Source organism: Marinifilum fragile (assembly GCF_963677365.1).
Lineage (GTDB): Bacteria > Bacteroidota > Bacteroidia > Bacteroidales > Marinifilaceae > Marinifilum > Marinifilum fragile.
This window is the reverse complement of record NZ_OY781962.1, coordinates 3,916,194-3,935,074: the sequence shown is the minus strand read 5'-3', so window position 1 is coordinate 3,935,074 and position 18,881 is coordinate 3,916,194. Positions and strand designations below refer to the sequence as shown.

At 35.8% G+C, this 18,881-nt stretch carries 17 protein-coding genes; 5 read left to right on the top strand and 12 right to left on the bottom strand.

The annotated features are described in order from the left end of the window. Positions 1–40: 40 nt before the first annotated feature. Entirely contained in the window at positions 41–868 is an 828-nt protein-coding gene (locus ACKPCA_RS15785; RefSeq protein ID WP_054715211.1) for a universal stress protein, read from the bottom strand. A 239-nt stretch (positions 869–1,107) separates the two neighbouring features. Here ACKPCA_RS15785 and ACKPCA_RS15780 point away from each other — a divergent pair, with 239 nt between their 5' ends. The 4 genes from ACKPCA_RS15780 to ahpF all read left to right on the top strand — a co-directional run bounded on the left by ACKPCA_RS15780 (position 1,108) and on the right by ahpF (position 6,590). Next, complete coding sequence (locus tag ACKPCA_RS15780; RefSeq protein ID WP_321279965.1) at positions 1,108–2,568, top strand: adenylate/guanylate cyclase domain-containing protein; 1,461 nt, start codon at positions 1,108–1,110, stop codon at positions 2,566–2,568. A 164-nt stretch (positions 2,569–2,732) separates the two neighbouring features. Continuing rightward, positions 2,733–3,956, top strand: a complete 1,224-nt coding sequence (locus tag ACKPCA_RS15775) for an aminotransferase-like domain-containing protein (RefSeq protein WP_321279964.1) — start codon at positions 2,733–2,735, stop codon at positions 3,954–3,956. 307 nt (positions 3,957–4,263) lie between these two features. Next, positions 4,264–4,827 carry an alkyl hydroperoxide reductase subunit C gene (ahpC, locus tag ACKPCA_RS15770; RefSeq protein ID WP_321279963.1) on the top strand — a complete coding sequence of 188 codons (564 nt, stop codon included), beginning with the start codon at positions 4,264–4,266 and terminating at the stop codon, positions 4,825–4,827. A 203-nt stretch (positions 4,828–5,030) separates the two neighbouring features. After that, complete coding sequence (ahpF, locus tag ACKPCA_RS15765) at positions 5,031–6,590, top strand: alkyl hydroperoxide reductase subunit F (protein WP_321279962.1); 1,560 nt, start codon at positions 5,031–5,033, stop codon at positions 6,588–6,590. Positions 6,591–6,675: 85 nt separating this feature from the next. Here the strand turns inward: ahpF and ACKPCA_RS15760 are convergent, their stop codons facing one another. The 4 genes from ACKPCA_RS15760 to ACKPCA_RS15745 all read right to left on the bottom strand — a co-directional run bounded on the left by ACKPCA_RS15760 (position 6,676) and on the right by ACKPCA_RS15745 (position 10,407). Beyond that, on the bottom strand, positions 6,676–7,692 hold the full coding sequence (locus tag ACKPCA_RS15760; protein WP_321279961.1) for a branched-chain amino acid aminotransferase: 1,017 nt from the start codon (positions 7,690–7,692) through the stop codon (positions 6,676–6,678). Between the two features lie 108 nt (positions 7,693–7,800). Then, the gene (locus tag ACKPCA_RS15755) at positions 7,801–8,595 is read right to left on the bottom strand and encodes a DUF2797 domain-containing protein (RefSeq protein ID WP_321279960.1); all 795 of its coding nucleotides are present in this window, start codon (positions 8,593–8,595) and stop codon (positions 7,801–7,803) included. Positions 8,596–8,598: 3 nt separating this feature from the next. Further along, a complete protein-coding gene (locus tag ACKPCA_RS15750) occupies positions 8,599–9,102 on the bottom strand; it encodes a TlpA family protein disulfide reductase (protein WP_321279959.1) in 504 nt (167 codons plus the stop codon). A gap of 48 nt (positions 9,103–9,150) precedes the next feature. Next, positions 9,151–10,407: a peptidase U32 family protein gene (locus tag ACKPCA_RS15745; RefSeq protein ID WP_321279958.1), complete on the bottom strand. Its 1,257-nt coding sequence runs from the start codon at positions 10,405–10,407 to the stop codon at positions 9,151–9,153. Positions 10,408–10,890: 483 nt separating this feature from the next. Here ACKPCA_RS15745 and ACKPCA_RS15740 point away from each other — a divergent pair, with 483 nt between their 5' ends. Further along, a complete protein-coding gene (locus ACKPCA_RS15740; protein WP_321279957.1) occupies positions 10,891–12,168 on the top strand; it encodes a KamA family radical SAM protein in 1,278 nt (425 codons plus the stop codon). 56 nt (positions 12,169–12,224) lie between these two features. On the opposite strand, the gene ACKPCA_RS15735 is transcribed toward ACKPCA_RS15740, so the two are convergent. From ACKPCA_RS15735 to ACKPCA_RS15705, 7 genes are all read right to left on the bottom strand, one after another. Beyond that, positions 12,225–12,722 (bottom strand): TlpA family protein disulfide reductase, encoded by a 498-nt coding sequence (locus ACKPCA_RS15735; protein WP_321279956.1) that lies wholly within the window; start codon positions 12,720–12,722, stop codon positions 12,225–12,227. Between the two features lie 120 nt (positions 12,723–12,842). After that, positions 12,843–13,637: an alpha/beta hydrolase gene (locus tag ACKPCA_RS15730; RefSeq protein ID WP_321279955.1), complete on the bottom strand. Its 795-nt coding sequence runs from the start codon at positions 13,635–13,637 to the stop codon at positions 12,843–12,845. A gap of 201 nt (positions 13,638–13,838) precedes the next feature. Beyond that, complete coding sequence (locus ACKPCA_RS15725; protein ID WP_321279954.1) at positions 13,839–14,684, bottom strand: DUF4349 domain-containing protein; 846 nt, start codon at positions 14,682–14,684, stop codon at positions 13,839–13,841. Positions 14,685–15,009: 325 nt separating this feature from the next. Next, the gene (locus ACKPCA_RS15720) at positions 15,010–16,569 is read right to left on the bottom strand and encodes a M81 family metallopeptidase (RefSeq protein ID WP_321279953.1); all 1,560 of its coding nucleotides are present in this window, start codon (positions 16,567–16,569) and stop codon (positions 15,010–15,012) included. 159 nt (positions 16,570–16,728) lie between these two features. Further along, complete coding sequence (locus ACKPCA_RS15715; RefSeq protein ID WP_268190185.1) at positions 16,729–16,962, bottom strand: zinc-ribbon domain-containing protein; 234 nt, start codon at positions 16,960–16,962, stop codon at positions 16,729–16,731. A 12-nt stretch (positions 16,963–16,974) separates the two neighbouring features. Further along, positions 16,975–17,313, bottom strand: coding sequence for a hypothetical protein (locus ACKPCA_RS15710; RefSeq protein WP_321279952.1), 339 nt, complete (start codon positions 17,311–17,313; stop codon positions 16,975–16,977). Between the two features lie 129 nt (positions 17,314–17,442). After that, on the bottom strand, positions 17,443–18,780 hold the full coding sequence (locus ACKPCA_RS15705; protein ID WP_321279951.1) for a YihY/virulence factor BrkB family protein: 1,338 nt from the start codon (positions 18,778–18,780) through the stop codon (positions 17,443–17,445). Positions 18,781–18,881: the final 101 nt, after the last annotated feature.

Here is an 18,881-nt window from a genome sequence, read left to right as displayed (position 1 = left end):
AATAACCGTTGTTCAAATATAGAGATTAATAAGATAAGCTTTAGTAAAAACTACCGTATTTAGATAAATCGGTTCTTGGGTTTACACACATTACCGGAATATGAGCCGAATTAGCAATTACAAACTGTTCGTGTGCACCAAGCATATAATCCTGGAAAGAGATATTTTTAGTGGTCATAATCAATATAATATCTGCATCAATTTTCTTTGCAAAATCAACAGTTTCCATCGCAAAATCATTACCTCCATCTGCAGTATCAATTTCATAATCTATCCCTCTACTTTCCAGATACTTTTTAGCAAAAACTAAATTGGCTTTTGTTCGTTGTAACATTTGTCCTTCAGGCATTTTAGGCGTGATAATGCGCATTTTAGCTTTAAAAAACTTCCCTAAAAATTCTGCCCAACTTAATTTCTCCTTATTCTCTTTCTTAAAATCCACAGGTAAAACAACCGAAGAGTATTTTTTCTGAACCGGTGGGGCCTGAACAACAACAAACGGAACTCTGGATCCTACAATTACCTTTAAGGCCCAACTTCCAGTAAGTTTTTGCATGCCCTTAATTCCATGAGTTCCCATAAGAACAAGCATGGCATTCATTTCTTTGGCAACATCATTAATAGTAGTAAATATGCTTCCATCACGAACAATGAATTCAGGTCGAATATTTTTTTCCTTGTAGATTTTCTCAACAGCCTCCGCCATTTTGTCTTTGGCTTCTTCTATTTGAGATTCTTTCTTAACAATATGAACTAAAACAACCTCAGCTTCAACATTTTCCGCAAAAATAGTTGCATGATCAAGTGCATATTCAGCAACAGTTGAAAAATCCCATGCTACAAGTAAAGATCTTTTTGTACTTTCCATAGTTTAGATTAAAAGGGGGAACAGTAAAAATATGTATTAACATAACTGGTATCAATTTAGGTATTTTTTGTTTAAACAACAAATTTATTACACCAGTTAAAGTTTGTTGATTATTTTCTGTTTCAGTCCGATAATTAAAAATTCTTGCCTATTTTTAGTCTCATCGTTTATATTTGGTTAACAATCGTTCTGGAATGACTTATTACACTCTCTGTTTAATTCTTGTAAAATCTAATATGATGTTGCACACATTGAGTCAAGTAGAAATTGGTTTATTTTCACAGAATATAATCCTATTTGGCTTAATTCTTTCAATAATTATAGTGTTTCTTTTTCTGTGGTTCAGAATTGAACTTCGAAGACAAAGAAGTGAGATAGAAAGAGAATTTTACAGTAAGAATCAAGAGTTAATTTTTAAGAAAGAAAAAGCAGAAAAACTACTGGCAAACCTTCTTCCCAAACAAACTGCAGAAGAATTACAATCCAAAGGAAAAGTGAGTTCCCGAAGATTTAGAATGGTCACCGTACTTTTTTCAGATATTCATGGTTTTACAAAAATTGTAGAACAAATGAATCCCGAAGATCTAATTGATGAACTAGATAAATTTTTCATGCATTTTGATACAGTTGTTGAAAAATACAATATCGAAAAAATAAAAACTGTTGGCGATGCCTACATGTGTGCCGGAGGTATTCCAAATAAAAACAGAACCAACCCTATTGAGGTAATTCTAGCTGCATTGGAAATTCAACAATACATGAATAATATGAAGATCAATTCGAAAGATGGGAAAAAGGCCATTTGGGGATTGAGAATCGGAATTCATACCGGACCTGTTATTGCTGGTGTAGTTGGTACAAAAAAAATCAGTTATGATATTTGGGGCGATACGGTAAATACAGCCAGTCGAATGGAGTCTTCCGGTGCTGTTGGAGAAATTAATATATCAGGAATGACATACATGCTGGTAAAAGACTTTTTCATTTGTGAATATCGCGGCAGAATGCCTGTAAAATACAAAGGAAACATTGATATGTACTTCGTAAAAGGATTTTTACCAAATATGTCGGCAGATTTGAAAGGCTTACTTCCCAATGAGTATTTCCTAACCAGCTTTCAAATGCTTCGTTACGATGATCTGGAAGAAACCATTCTCACAAAAATGGAAAATGAACTTCCTAAGAACTTGTATTATCACAACTTGAAACATACAATCGATGTGATTACAGAAGTAGAGATTATTGGCCGAAAAGAGGGAATTACAGAAGCAGAAATGCTTATTATCAAAACTGCCGCCCTTTTCCATGATACAGGCTTTATTCTTTCTTACAACGACCACGAGGAATTCGGTGTGAAACTAGCAAGACACATCCTTCCAAAATACAAATACAGCGAAAAACAAATTGATGAAGTTTCAAATCTGATTATGCATACCAAGCATCCACCACAACCAGAATCCTTATTGGAAATGATCATTTGTGATGCAGATTTGGATTACCTCGGAAGAACAGATTTTATTCCTGTTTCGGGAAATCTGTACCGAGAACTTAAAGAATATGGAAAAATTAAAAGTATTGATGAATGGAACAGACTGCAAATCCGATTCATAGAAAATCATCAGTATTTTACAAAAACAGCCAGAAATATGCGAAATGTTAACAAAAACAAGCAACTTGAGAAACTAAGAGAGCTGATTTGATTGTTTTAAAGTTTTAAATGCATATTTATTATAAATTGTCATTTTAAAATCCCATTTGTTTATAATTCTATGGTTTTACCGCTATAAAAACGTAAATTTATTAGTGACCAAAATGCCTGATTTTCAAAAAATCATAACATAAACTAATCAAAAGGGAGATCAAAATGATAACTAACTTAGAAAGCATTCTTTCCGACAGTGCAAAAGGAATGAAGCGGTCGGTAATCAGAGAACTGTTAAAATTAACCCAGCGAGATGATATCATTTCGTTTGCAGGTGGTTTACCTGATCCAAAATCTTTTCCAATTGATGACCTTAAAAAGATATCCTGTAAAATTCTTGATGAGGAAGGAAATTCAGCACTTCAATACGGTGCAACAGAAGGCGATAGTAAACTTCGTGAGATCCTTACCAAACGTTATCAAAATCAGGGTCTGCAAATTAGTACAGATAACCTTGTAATCCTGACTTCATCACAACAAGGTTTGGATTTGGCTGGTAAGATATTTTTAAATCGAGGCGATAAATTTATTTGTGGATTACCCAGCTATTTAGGTGGTTTAGGCGCGTTTTCAAGCTATGGAGGAGTTCCGATAGGAATTCAATTCGATGAGTACGGTATGCGATCTGATTTATTGGAAGAAACACTAGAAAAAATGCAGGATAAAGGTGAAATGCCTAAATTTATCTATGTTATTCCCGACTTCCAGAATCCTGCCGGTATCACGATGCCAGAATTTCGTCGATTGGAAATCATAGAATTAGCACGAAAATACAATATTCTAATTATTGAGGATAGTCCATACAGAGAATTAAGGTTCGAAGGAGAAGCACAAAAAATGATGTATGAACTTGATAATACAGGCCAAGTAATGAGTTTGGGAACATTTTCAAAAATCTTTGTCCCTGGCTTTAGAATTGGTTGGGTCGTTGCCCACGAGGCAATCATTGATAAATTTGTAAAAGCCAAACAATCAACTGACTTGTGCACAGCATCTTTCACACAAAAGATTGTTGCAGAATATATTGAAGAAGGTTTGTTCGATAAAAACTTGAAGAAGATTATCGAAATGTATCACCGAAAAAGAGATGTAATGCTTAAAGCTTTTGAAGATTTTATGCCCGAAGGTGTAAGTTGGACTAAACCAGAAGGTGGATTATTTTTATTCTTAAAATTGCCTGAAGGTATGGATGCAGAAGAGCTTTTTAAGATTGCAATCGAAAAAAATGTAGCTTTTGTTCTTGGTTCGGTATTCCACTGCGATGGAAGTGGCAAAAACACCATGAGAATTAATTTTTCGTTCATGGATGAAGAACAAAACAGAATTGGTGTTGAACGATTGGCAGAATCAATTAAAGCATTAATGAACAATCGAGTTGAAATTTAAAAGCAATTCATTAATTTAGTAACATCGTTTGAGTTCATATTGAACCAAACATTTAATAGATTATAAATCTTAAATCTCACCTTACAATGAGAAAACGAGTACAATTCAGTTTGTACTCGTTTATTTTTTTACCCTTCCCCAACTTTCTTTCAATCATACAAACGCCTATGAATAAGGGAATTGGTTTATTCTTATTGATTATTTCTATGGTTTTAGAATTATTATCTATTTGATTTATATAAAATCGAAAATTAGATTTGCAGCAGATAAAAACAAAACAATAAAATAATCACATAAAAAACAAAGTATGTCACAAATTGGAAAACAAGTAGTAGATTTTGAAGTGCAAGCATTTGCAAATAATGATTTTAAAACAATTAAGAAATCAGATTTATTAGGAAAATGGTCTGTCTTTTTCTTCTACCCTGCCGACTTCACCTTCGTGTGTCCAACTGAATTGGAAGATCTTGCAAATCTTTATCCTGAATTTAAAGCTGCAGATTGCGAAATTTACTCTGTATCAACCGATACACACTTCGTACACAAAGCTTGGCACGATACTTCAGATACCATCAAGAAGATTCAATATCCAATGTTAGCAGATCCAACAGGAGTTTTATCTCGTGGTTTTGATGTAATGATTGAAAAAATAGGTTTGGCGGAACGTGGAACTTTCATTGTAAATCCAGAAGGTGAAATTGTTGCATACGAAGTAGTTGCAGGTAACGTAGGTAGAAATGCAGAAGAATTGCTAAGAAGATTAAAAGCTTTACAGTTTGTTGCAAAGAATCCATCAGAAGTTTGTCCGGCTAAATGGGAAGAAGGAAATGAAACATTACAGCCTAGCATCGACTTAGTAGGCAAAATTTAAGAATAACACCGATAAGTTGCTTAAATACTCACTTATATCGTTACACTCATAATTGAGTGTTAGCAATCTATCAGCATTATACCAATGTATAAATGACATCTAAAATGGTATAAAATTACCCGGGTCTGCCTTGAAGTAGTTTTAAAATAATCCGATTAAAGTTACACTACCTTGAGGCAGATTTTCTCAAAATCAAAAAAACTATGCTGGAACAAACAATAAAAAATCAGGTAATTGATTTATTTTCATCGCTTAAAAACCAATATACATTTCAAATACAAGTAGCATCATCTCATTCTAACAAGCAAGAATTAATTTCGCTTTTAGAGGATGTTGCATCATGCAGCGATAAAGTAAATTTAGAGATATCAGAATCAACTGGTTTAGCATTTACTATTCTAAAAAATGGAGCAGAAACCAATGTTCATTTTAAAGCTGTTCCTAATGGACATGAGTTTACAACATTGTTATTGGCAATTTTAAACCTTGATGGAATTGGGAAAAACTTGCCCGATGAAATGCTAACACAAAGAATTCAAGCCATTTCTGAAAAAGTTGAATTCAAAAGCTTCATCTCTCTATCGTGCACCAATTGTCCTGATGTTGTTCAAGCATTAAACATTTTCGCCTTTCTGAATCCAAATATTTCACATGAAATAATTGATGGAGCCATTAATCAGGAAGAAGTAGAACGCTTAAATATTCAAGCTGTTCCAACAGTTTATGCAAATGGCAAACAATTGCACGTTGGTCGTTCTTCACTAGGTGAATTGCTAAGTAAATTAGAAGACCAATTGGGAACTAAATTTACACCTGCCTTGCAGCAAAAAAAAGAGTATGATGTTATTGTTGCTGGTGGTGGCCCAGCTGGAGTTTCTGCCGCAGTATATTCAGCACGTAAAGGTTTCTCTGTAGCCATTGTTGCCCAAAAAGTAGGAGGCCAGGTTACTGAAACGGTATCCATTGAAAATATGATTTCTGTTCCAAAAACAAGTGGAGCTGAATTATCAGGGAACCTAATGAAACACCTTCATGATTATCCTATTGATATCTTGGAAAATCGTGTAATAGAAAACATGGAGCTTGTTGATGGTATTAAAACCATTACCACTTCATTGAATGAAACAATCACTGCTCCTGCACTTATCATTGCAACTGGCGCTAGCTGGAGAAAATTAAATGTTCCTGGAGAAAGCGATTATATCGGTTCGGGAGTAGCGTTTTGTACGCACTGCGATGGTCCATTTTACAAGGGTAAGAAAGTAGTTGTAATTGGAGGAGGAAATTCTGGATTGGAAGCTGCAATTGACCTATCATCTATCGCTTCAGAAGTACATGTGCTTGAATTTATGGATGAATTAAAAGGCGACCAGGTTTTACAAGACAAAATCAAAGAATTATCGAATGTTAGCATTACCACCAATGCACAAACTTTAAGTATTGATGGTGATGGCAATAAGGTACACTCTTTAAAATACAAAGATCGAATATCCGAAAAGGAAGAAGTCTTAACAACCGATGGCGTTTTTGTTCAGATTGGTTTAAATGCCAATAGCAAAGTGTTTGCCGATAAGGTTAAAACCAACCAAATTGGTGAAATTGAAATCGATTCACACTGTAGGACAAACCAAGCTGGTATTTACGCTGCTGGAGACGTTTCTATCGTTCCTTACAAACAAATAGTGATAGCCATGGGAGAAGGTTCAAAAGCTGCTCTTTCGGCTTTTGATGATCGAATAAAAGGATTGCTTTTAGCAAATTAATTACGAAATTACTTACAACAACGAAAAAGAGCATCAGGAAACTCCTGATGCTCTTTCTATATTTATAAAGGAACGAAATTATCGATTAAAACTCGATGATTGTATTCCAATTGTGTTTGTCTTCAACAGTTCCGTACTGAATGCCACGAAGCGTTTCGTATAGCTTAAAGCTACGCTCTCCTGCCTCTTCACCATACTTGTATTCGATATTGTTATCAGCATCAACAATTTTACGGATTGGAGAAATAACAGCAGCAGTACCACAAGCACCAGCTTCTGAGAAATCTGACAATTCTTCAACAGTAATAGGACGACGCTCTACATTCATTCCTAGATCTTCAGCGATCTGACACAAACTCTTGTTTGTAATGGATGGAAGAATAGTATTTGATTTTGGAGTTACGTAAGTGTTATCTTTAATTCCAAAGAAGTTAGCTGGACCACATTCATCGATATATTTCTTTTCCTTAGCATCTAAGAACAATACTGCAGAAAATCCTTCAGCATGCGCTCTACTACCACCTCTTAACGAAGCTGCATAATTACCACCAACTTTATAGATACCTGTTCCTTGAGGAGCAGCACGATCGTATTCACGATAAATCACATAGTCAGTTGGCTTGAATCCTTCTTTAAAATATGGTCCAACAGGCATAACAAATACTACGAAAGTATATTCTTCTGAAGCCTTAACTCCAACCTGTGCACCATTTCCAAATAATACAGGACGAATGTATAGAGAAGCTCCTGATTCATAAGGAGGAATCCATCTTTCATTCAATTTAATAGCTTTGATTACCGCCTCACGGAACAAATCTAAAGGCATTTCTGCCATCATAATACCATGAGATGAGCTTTGTAGACGTTTACCATTTTCGTCAATACGGAAAACTCTAACTTTTCCATCAGGACCTTTAAATGCTTTTAATCCTTCGAATGCTTGTTGTCCGTAATGCAAACCTGTTGATGCAATGTGAACATTGATTTGATCAGAAGAAGATACTTCTAATTCTCCCCATTTTCCATCACGATAGTGACAACGAACATTGTAATCAGTTTTAGTATAACCAAAACCAAATTCTTTCCAATTAATGTTTTCCATTTCAGATATGAATTTAGCAATAAGTGTTTTGTTTCTTTAAGTTTTTCAAGTTTATACAAATGTATTAAGAAATTTGCTCTTTTTACCTACAATTTCTTGCGTTTTTTATCAAATTACTTTCAATTCGATAAGATATCCGTTATGTTTTCGAATATTTATTACTTTTCCACCTTCGAAAATCAAGTATTGACCTTTTATTCCTTTCAGAACTCCTTCGAATTCTTTCATTTTATCAAAACCAAAGCTGGTAATCTTTTTAGGCAACTCATCTACAGGATAGTTAATGCTGTAAATTTCATCCTCATCACATAGGTATTGTTTCAATTCGGGATGAAGTTTATTTTCAGCTTTCCTTTTCTCCTCCAAAAGGTCAATATCGGTTGTACCATCCTGTTTTAACATTTCGCGCCAGTTGGTCTTATCAGAAAAATACTCCTTTAAAGCCACCTCCATAACGCCAGCAATATGTCTGTTTGGGGTTTTAGCAAGCTTTATTGCCTTGCTAGCTCCCTGATCAATCCATCGTGTTGGCACTTGTGATTCTCTGGTTACGCCCACTTTTAAATTGCCGGAATAAGCCAAATAAACGTAATGAGGTGTAAGAGAATTCTTTTTTGCCCATTCCATATCTCGCGAAATTCCCAAATAAGATAAATCTAACTCAGGATGTACAATGCTGGGATCAGTTTGAGGTAATGTGGTAAAGCATGAATAACAATATCCTTGCGAAAAGGATGTTTTGGTTTTCTTGCCACAATGGATACAATTGATCTGATCCAAAAATTTCAAACTGATGTTCTTACCAATTAGTGAGTTCATTTCAGTTAAATCATCACCAATAGGCAATTGATACTGCACTGGCTCCCCTAGATTGGTACGCATTTTTCTGATATTTCCTTGCATGGATTATAAGTTTTCCTGAATGGTTTTGATCATTTGTTCCAACTCTTTTTGATCGAATCCAACCCCTTGCCAAATGATCTTTCCTGTTTTATCGACAATAAAGTTACGAGGAATGTATTGACTAGCAAATTTTGAATAAACTTCGCGCTTAGGATCTGGTGCAATTGGGAAGGTAAAAGCTTTCTTCTGATTCCATTTCTCTAATTCATCCTTTGTATGTTCGCGACCAATTGAAACCATTGCAAAATTTTCATTCTTAAATTTTGGCCACAATTGTTTTTGAACTTCTGGCAATTCTTTCATGCAAGGTCCGCACCAAGTTGCAAAAAAGTTGATCAATACCACTTTTCCCTTCAAATCTTTTATCGAAATTTCTTTTCCATCGAGTGTAGTGACTGTAAACTCCGGCACTTTATCCCCATTTTTTAATAATGAACCTTTGAAATCACTAGCCTTAAGAGATAACACAGCGAACAAAGCAATAAATGTTAGAACAAATTTATTCATATTTAACCATTTTTATAGACGTACAGCCGTACCTCTTTACATTAATTATTATTGAATCAAATCATTGGTTACCTCAACAACCTTGTACAATTTGTCCGAACGACGAATCATAGTATCCAAAGCAATCGAGAAACTATCTCCCTTTACTGCTTTTTCTACTGGTTTAAGGTCTACCCTAATTTCTTTTATAGTAGTTTCAACCACGCCAGTTGTAGGTCCTGTAATCAGGATGTTATCCCCAACTGCAAGTTCGTTGGATTCTAACAAAAATTCAGCAACCTTAATCTTGGCAAAATAGTTTGTTCCTTTACCAATAAGCACTTTACGCTTGGTAGCACGGTTTCCATATTCGTTACTCCACTCACCTAGTTTTTGTCCAAGGTAATATCCATCCCAAAATCCACGATTGAATACTGTAGACAAACGCTCCATCCAATTCTCAATTTTCTCCTTATTGTAGGTTCCATCAAGGTAAGAAGCAACTGCTTCGTTGTAACAGCCAACTACAGTTTTCACATATTCCGGTGAGCGAGCACGACCTTCGAATTTAAGAACTCGAACACCTGCATCCAACATTTTATTTAAAAATCCAATGGTACACAAGTCTTTTGGCGACATGATGTATTCATTGTCAATTTCCAATTCATTACCCGATTCTTTTTCGGTAACCGTATAAGCTTTTCTGCAGGTTTGCATGCATGCTCCACGATTTGCTGATGAATTCTTCTCGTGCAGACTTAAGTAACACTTACCAGAAACTGCCATACACAAAGCTCCATGAGCAAACATTTCGATCTGTATCAATTCACCTTTTGGACCACGAATATCCTGCTCCACAATCTGATCGTAAATGACTTTTACCTGATTCAAATCCAACTCACGCGCCAATACAACAACATCTGCAAATTGCGCATAAAACTTCACCGCTTCGATATTGGTAATATTACATTGAGTAGATATATGTACCTCAACATCAATCGATCGCGCATACATAATTGCCGATACATCTGATGCAATAATTGCAGTTACACCACTTTCTTTGGCAGCATCAACAATTTTATACATCAACTTAATATCATGATCAAACAATACCGTATTAACGGTAAGGTAAGATTTTACATTGTTCTCTTTACAGATATTGGCAATTTTCCTTAGATCTTCGAAGGTAAAGTTATTCGCTGATCTTGAGCGCATATTCAATTGTTCAATGCCAAAATATATCGAGTTAGCTCCCCCTTGTATGGCCGCCATTAAAGATTCATATGAACCTACTGGCGCCATTAATTCTATATCACTTCTTTTCATTCAATTCCTGATATCCAAAAAATACTTATTTAGAATGCATGTATAGGCTGTTAAATTATGTATTTAACCCAATTATGCCTTCTTCCTGATCCTCAGCAAAAGTAATCTTTATCGCTCATTCCTGCAATATAAATTAGAGAGTGTATAAAGTTAAATCTACCACTAATACAAACACTTAACTGTAATACAAGCTTGTTTAAAATTTTTAAATATTATACATTTGTGCCACAGCTATTTGATACGCTGGGACATTAGTCTTCCTTTACAGCTGACATTGAACAGTTTATGTGGAAAATGTCCCAATTTTTCCCTAACTTGAATCTGGGGAATCTCATTTGTAGCCTTTAACTCTGACGAGTTACACACATACATCTGCGCTACCATATCCTAATAGCTTGATTTTGAACATGTAATTACAACCAGGGGGAGTAATCGTATTCACACGCGGTTACTTGTTTAAACATCAAAACCAGATATTAGCCTATGAAGTATAGAGCTTACACACTGAAGACCTTTAAGAATATTCCTCAGATTAGTAAACTGAGCGAAGAGCAGATTTTTGATATTGAAGTTGTTGGAGAGGTCCTTCCTTTTAAAGCAAACAATTATGTAGTTAATGAGTTGATCGATTGGGACAATTTCGAAAATGATCCGATTTTTATCCTAACTTTCCCTCAAAAAGATATGCTTTCAGCCAAGCATTACGACAGAATGGCTGAATTGATTAGAAGCGGTGCTTCACGTCCTGAAATTACCAAAGCTGCCAACCAAATTCGAATGGAATTGAACCCAAACCCGGCAGGACAAGTTCACAATGTTCCTGAATTAAACGGTGTAAAATTGGTTGGTATTCAACACAAATATGCTGAAACCATGTTGTTTTTCCCTTCACAAGGACAAACATGTCATGCATACTGTACTTTCTGTTTCCGCTGGCCGCAGTTCACAGGTATCGATGAGCTGAAATTTGCCATGAAACAGGTTGATTTAATTATTGAGTACTTGCGTCAGAATCCATCAATTACCGACTTGTTATTCACCGGTGGAGATCCAATGGTTATGAAATCGAAAGTATTCGAACAATATATCGATGCCATAATTGCTGCTGAGATTCCAAACTTGAAGACCATTCGTATTGGAACCAAAACATTAGCTTACTGGCCATATCGTTACACTAGCGATGATGATGCTCAGCATTTGTTGAATGTATTCAAAAAAATTAGTGACAATGGCTTGAATCTATCCATTATGGCTCATTTCAACCACATAAACGAAATGAGTACTGAAGCTGTGAAACAAGCTGTGAAAAATATTCGTGCTACGGGTGCAGTAATTCGTACTCAATCTCCATTAATGAAACATTTGAACTTTGATGCAGATATGTGGGCTCGTATGTGGAGAAAGCAAGTAGACTGGGGAATGATTCCTTACTATATGTTTATTGCACGTGAAACTGGTGCTCAAGAGTATTTTGCTGTCACTCTTGAAGAAGCTTGGAATATCTTCCGAAAGGCTTACTCTCAAGTTAGCGGTGTATGTCGTACAGTTCGCGGACCAAGCATGTCAGCTAATCCTGGAAAAGTGCAGGTTGCTGGTGTAAGCGAAATTAATGGTGAAAAAGTTTTCGTTCTAAACTTTATTCAGGGAAGAAACTCTGATTGGGTTGGACGTCCTTTCTTCGCAAAATATGATCCTAAAGCATTTTGGTTAGATGATTTGAAACCAGCTTTCGCTGATAAATTCTTCTACGAAGAGGCATAGACCATCAAGACATTTTATTTCAAGACCTGCCAGTTTTCTGGTGGGTCTTTTTTTTCTCAATTCAACATTTCCATCACCTCATTATAAGAATGTGGAAGATTCTTAATCAAAACCTCTTGGTCTCTACTTACAAGAAAAAATACAGGAATGCCTCCTATGTAGATCTTTTCATTCGGGAAATTGGAGGAGAGAAACTGTCTGATACCAATGGATTGAAACTTGCCTTTATCAGGTCCGATAAAGTCCAGAAAATAAGAATGGTTGCTTAATCCACTTGCGCTTACCAAAGAGTCCACCTCTTCCCTGTTTTTACTAACAGCAATCAACAATAATTGGTATTCTTCCCCATTGATATCTTGCATGAGTTTGGGTAATGTTTGCTCCAGGTTTTTGCGACAGCCACTGCACCATGTAGTCCAGATGTATACCAGTGTTTTGTCTTTCTGCGAGATAATCGTATTGAATTTCCTCGAATCGATGATTCTTTTCTCATCAACAGAATTGCTACATGAAAATGAAAGCAGAAGTAATGTTAGAATTAATAAGTATCTCATGGTATTTCGATTATGATACTTTAAGTTACAATTTGTTCTTGGCTTCACGAAAATTTAATTCAAAAAATAGGGAACAACACATTGCCATTCCCCTAGTCTGTGTGACTTTACTAATCCTAACTATTTCTTTAAGTCATTTAAGAACTTTGTGATTGCCATCCAGTACTCCTCTCCTCCTTGCTGATTGATCCAAAGTGCACGCGAACCATGATGCCCTGGACCTTCTGGAATGAACTGCACTTGTTTTTCTCCAAGTTGATGTTTCTCCAGTAATTCCTTCACATATTTCGCTTCCGATTTTGAACTGGTTAAAAACATTGGCTTTTCAAACCCTTCCAGCTTATCAGTTAATGAGCCTTTTTGATCTGCAAGATAGTTTCCCGGACTAAAAGAGATCACTGCTGAAACTTCATCTAATTCTACTCCTAGATATAAAGCCAAAGTAGATGAATAACTCGATCCCCAAAGAATGATTTTTTCAGCAAAGTTTGAATGAATGTATTGAATTGCTGCACGAATATCGGGCTCTGCTTCTACATAATCAATACCCAATCCCTTTGTAAGGGCACGTAAATAGGTCTCGTTTTGTGTTTTTCCAATTGGTCCACCCGAACGCTGATCAATTGCCATGCAATTAAAGCCCATTTCGTTCAACTTCTCAGCAATTCCCGAATACTCGAACTTGTTGAATCTGGCCTGGTGACAAAGCAGAATGAAAGGAGATGTTTCATCAATTTGATACAAATGAGCTGTAATGGTCAAGGAATCCAAAGATGGAAATTCCACTACTTTCGGATACTCAACTTTCTTTTCAGTTTCAGATGCTTTAGGTGTAGTATCATTTTTTGTGGTACTTTGCTGACAAGATACCAGGAATACTCCTAGAACGATCAGAATAATAGGTAGTCTCTTCATCATTTTGTGTTTAGTGTGTAATACTATGATGATTAAATGTAAGAATACCCTATGTGAAAATGAATTTTATTTTGAATTGTCAGTAGGCCATTGCAAGGAATTATTTAGACGCAGATTCATATGATGGTATATAATTGGTCTGATTCCTTTCGGATATGGATTCGTTGCTAAGCATCTACAGATACTTAGCAACTTACTGAGCTACTCTTTATTTTGCTTTCTCTTTCTTCTTAGTTTTTTAAAGAAATAGATGATCAAGACAACTATAATCCAGAATGGCCAAATCATAACCAGATCTAACAGGAAGTCAACAAATCCAAACCATCCTTTCGATAAGGATTGCTTGATTCTTTCTGAGAATTTGTCACGTTTATCCGGGTTGTACTTAAAATCTTTTTTCTTGTGAATGTTTAATTTAAGTGTACTGTAATCAACCAAATCGTTTAAATATTTTAATCTACCTGATGTACTTTCAATTTCCTCTTCAATATGGCGTATGTTTTCTTCTATTTCCAGAATTTCCTTTACACTTTTGGCTTTTTTTAATAGGTCCATATATTTTTGAGCATAAGTTCTTTTATTCTGAAGCCTTGTTTCTAAATCAATAAACTGTTCCGTTACATCTCTGGCATCAATTTCTTTATACAATACTTCTCCCTTACCCTGTTCAATTGCAGTTATAAAACTTTCAAAATGCACAAAAGGTATCCTAAGCGTTAAATTATAAGAAGTTTCCCAATCAGTATTATTTAGTTTTTCACTTGAATAATATGCCCCATACTCTTTCACGATAGAATCAACCCTCGCCTTAGCAGCTTCAACATTACCAACCTTTAGGTCTATCCTTCCATCCTTAATGATTTTCTTTTTTACCACTTTCTTATTGTCAATTGGCATTAGTGGTGTTCCGCCTTGCTGTCTTGTAACTGGTATCATTTCCTCATCTGCCATTTCGGAAAAAGCTAAAATTCCATTTGATTTATCCGCTTGTTGACAGGAAGTTATCATTATTACGAAAAGCAATAGTAAGAATACAGATTTCTTCATTGTGTTTTGTTTTTGATTAGCAAATTACAAACATTACATGATTTATCTTACAGTCATGATGATTAAATGAACCGAGTTGATTTGTTGATAAGCATATTAGAGGTGCTGAGCAACTTACTTCTACCACTAATGTGGGTTAGGAGAAAACATCATGCATTCCAAATCTACAAAACTATAATCAATTATTCCGTCTTTTTTTGTTCTTATATTAGATATAATATATCATTATGAATATAAGATTCCTAAAGAATCAACCTGTATATTCATGGAAAAAAAAGAGACGCACATCTGTACGTCTCCTCTACTATATTATTTTATTTATCCTCTATTCATTCGATAATGGAATCATTCGTGCTGATAGGTCAGGATTTTCCATATCGGCATCGAGTGGGAACATTGGGCGTTTAATGCGTTTGTGCCCCAAACGTATTAAATCCTGATCGACCCCTCCTGGCGTAAGAGCCATTAGCCAATCACCACGCATGTTGTATAATTCTGGTACTAGATATCCTATTTTTACCATTACAATATCCGATTGACGTGGATTTAATCCCAAGTTGGTAAAATCAGCTTCGTGATGGTATGGTTTACGGATTTTGGTTAGAATTACATGTATGCTTCCAACTTTCACCACCACTTCGGTTTCAGCGTGCTTATCACCATGTCTTATCTTTTCTATCTTTCCTTTCAATTTCACTGGACCCGAGTAACGTGAGTCTACATTCGCTCCAGCTTCTGCTTCAATCATGGCTCCCTCGCCTAACTTCACCGCCTTTTCAACGAATTTTGGTCCAGGAATGGATGCGTATATCAAGCTTGGACCATTCGCCTTCTTGAATTCAGGTCTTTTTAACAACTCAGCTAAAGTCCAGGTTACATCCCCAGCTCCTCCAGCTGTTGGATTATCACCCATATCACTAATAATAAAAGGCTTTTTATCGCTCTTAATAGCAGCATTCAAACTTTCATCCAGACTGGCTACAGGAGCTACAAATTCGAATTCTTTTCTTACATCCCAAAAGCTTTTTGCCAAGTATTCAGCAGCTTTTGCAACTTCTTCCTTGCTGTCACCATAAGCGGTAACTGTAGCGGTGTTTCTTGGCGCATCACCCCAGGCATATCCAACCCAAATAGCAGCATCAATCACACCATCCTGCTTGGTTAGTGGATCGATTTTAGCATACAGGCTTTTTCCTGGTTCAATGCGGGTACTGGTCTTCTCACCCGGCAACAGAACCGGAACCGGAATCCAGGCTTTGTATTTTGGTTTGCCCTTTCCACTCTCTAAACGATCCAAAAGGTTCTTCACTGCTCTTCTTCTGGTCTCCATGGCATCCTCGTGTGGAGCCAATCGGAAACAGGTAATCAAATCGGAGTGCTTTACCAATTCAGGAGTCACATTGCCATGCAAATCCATGCTTGTAGAAATCATACAATCGGTTCCAACAACCTCTCTAATCCTGGTAATTAAATCCCCTTCCGGATCATCCATTCCCTCAACACTACTTGCTCCGTGAACATCCAAAAACATGGCATCAAAAGGCCCATTTATCTTTAGTTTTTGTAATATCTCGCTCACGAAAGTTTCATAGGTTTCCTTGGTAACTACTCCGCCAGGAATGGCTCTAGCTCTAAGGGTTGGAACCCATTGGGCTTGCTTTCTTAATAAAGAATCTTTTCCAAAGAATGGGTAATAATCAAAGATCTCGTCCCCCCTTAATTGCTTAAAGGAATTCACATCGCTCTTAGCTGGCGAAAAGGTACTTGACTCAATCCAGAATCCTGCGATGGCAATTTTAGGCAGATCTTTCTTTTCTTTTTTTGCACATGATGAAATCAAAAGCATGCACAATACAAAGATCGCGATAACAGACTTGTTGTTCATTAATTTGAAATTTAGGTACTCAGATTTGGCTTTTGGGATACCTTAGTCAATTCAAACTTTGGTAAAAATAGTGATTAATGCGATTCGATGGATGAAATAAGTTCATATTAGATGGAAGTTATCCTTCTCTCTAACAACTATTACTCATTATTAATTGATTTACTTCATTCTTTCGTATTCCTCTTTCTCCAACTGTCTTCCATTCCTGCAAATCGGACAATAATAGATATACCTGGTTTTAATTGGAAAAACTGAAATAAAGAATAAACTGGCATAAGTAGCATTCTTTTCCAATATCCAATTAGACGTATTATTACAATTGTAGCAATGCTCTTGTGCGTATTGTTGTTGTTTTTCAACTACTTTATCGTTAGCTCCGAAGATGAAGATCATATTCTTATTAAATTAATCTATTGTATATCTCATTAAACATTTGTTGTTTCTCACATAGAAATCCAAACTATTGGAATCCTTCTTTATTGAATCTCCCTTACATATATTCTCATAAAAGTCCTTGTTATCTTCTCTGGTAATATAGATTTCTATGTAATCGTTCTCTTGATTAATCCCAACTACTCGAATGGCATGATCATGATAATCAATATATGTATTAGACACCACTCCTTTTAACTCTAAGGGTAACAATACTCTTTCAGAATAAGGTGTACAAGCAAATGAAAAAAAACAGATCAATATTACTAATGATATTTTAAATATTCTCATTTCGTGATTCAGTCTGTTCATATGTAATCCCTTTATTTATTTTTTCCATTTCACCCTTTAGCCTGTCGACAGTTTCCCTTAAAAGGGAAACACTCACCTTTTAATTGGTCATTGTTCATTGATAACTGATCATTATTAACTGTTCACTGTCTAAATGTCCTTCAACAAAATCTCCCTTCCTTCCACAGAGAATGACTTTCGATACTCTTCGATAATCAATTTAAGGTCGGCATAAACCTCTGTTTCCAGCACTGGAATCTTATCAGACCCCCATTTTTCCAACAAGTCAATTACCTTGCTTACGGTCATTTCGTTAATATCAAACGCTGGTTGATACGCCATCTGTTTGTCTTTATCGGTTGTCAATTCTGAAATTAATCCTGCATTATTGAGGTTATACAATATTTCGCGTACCAAGCGAATTGGCATTTCTAGCTGGTGTGATATTTCTTGAGAACACAATGGCTTATTATCTTGTTTAAAATTTTGAACGATGAGGTTCAAAACATACAAACTCAAGAGTCTTTTGTAATCGTATGAAATCTCTGTGGTTTCAGCTTCGTACTCGTAGTTCTCCACGTTTTGCTCGGCAAATGAAATTTCTGCTCCAAACAACACCACCAACCAACTTAGTTGCAACCACATCAAAAACAAAGGCAAAGCTGCAAAACTACCGTAGACTGCATTGTAAGTAGTTACCATTCCCTGAAACTCGATGTACAATACCTGGAACAATTGATAGATGGTTCCTGCAATAATACCAGCAATCAATCCCGATTTGAACTTTACATGCGTATTTGGCATGAATGTATAAAGGAGCGTAAATAATACCCAAACCAAGAAGAAAGGTGCTAAATTGATCAGGAAAGTGAGAAAAGGACCAACCGTTTCCATTAAACTACTTCCTTGTGTAATTTCTTCAATCATGGTTTTTAAAACCACCGTAACCCCACTCGATCCAATCAACAAAATCGGAGCAAATATCATCAAGGCTGTATAATCACTAAACTTTCGTCCCCAAGTTCTCGGCTTTTTAATACGCCAAACATCGTTAAACGATTCTTCGATGTTGCTTAAGACCTTTACTACCGACCAAAACAAAATCACAAATCCCAAACCTGCAATTAATGATCCTTTGGTATTCTCCAACATCTTATTAGCAAACTCAATTAACCAGGTCAACACTTCTTGCTGACCAGCCAAATTGGCTTTCAGTTCTGCTTCAAGTTTTGCTTCCAAATTGAATCCTTTTGCAATTCCAAAACCCATAGCCAATACCGGAACCACGGACAGCAATGAGTAAAATGTTAGCGCCGAAGCCCTCAACTGACATTTATCTTCGTAAAATCCTTTTACTGCCAGAAGGTAAATTCGCAATTGCCTAATCAAGAAATAACGGTGTCCCGATAAATCTTTCAAACGCATGTTCCATACTCCCCTACTCAAGAAGTTCATTATAAGATCAAAATATTCGCGAATTTTACTCATCAGTAAAGCTTTTTATAATAGTTTTTATAGTTCGCAAATTAATCAAAAGCATATGATTTGACAAATGCGAAACATAACTTAAACAGTACAATCATATTTGA